Source organism: Pseudomonas sp. 51_B (genome assembly GCF_017491595.1).
Taxonomy (GTDB): Bacteria; Pseudomonadota; Gammaproteobacteria; order Pseudomonadales; family Pseudomonadaceae; genus Aquipseudomonas; species Aquipseudomonas promysalinigenes.
In genome coordinates, this window is the sequence record NZ_JAFGYW010000398.1 from 1 (window position 1) to 447 (window position 447).

Below are 447 nucleotides of genomic sequence, written 5' to 3' on the forward strand. Positions count from 1 at the left end.
GTCGCTGGGTCTGGTCGAGGCCGATCAACTGGCCCTGACACCGCAGGAAAAAGCCGAGCTCGCGCGAAACCTGTTGGTGATCCGCGACGATTACACGCAGTTCATCAGCAACATCGATGGTGGCTCGCAGTTGCTCAGCATCAAGCTGCCGCCAGAGCCGAGCCTGATGCCGTTCTACATCACCGCGGCGTACATGATGCTCGCGGTGTTGATCGGCATCGTTCTGTTTTTTTGGGTGCGTCCACACTGGCGCGACCTGGAAAAGCTGCGGCTGGCCGCCGAGCGTTTCGGCGACAACGATCTGTCGGTGCGCATCCAGTTGTCGCGGCGCTCGAACATCCGCGATCTGGCCGAGCACTTCAATCTGATGGCGGCGCGCATCGAGGGCTTGATCGCCAACCAGCGCGAACTGACCAACGCGGTGTCCCACGAATTGCGCACACCGAT

Annotated in this window: 1 protein-coding gene; it reads left to right on the forward strand. The window is 61.1% G+C overall.

What is annotated here, in order from left to right:
- On the forward strand, window positions 1-447 hold a 447-nt coding region (locus J5M56_RS25415), incomplete at both ends, for a HAMP domain-containing protein (RefSeq protein ID WP_207938112.1).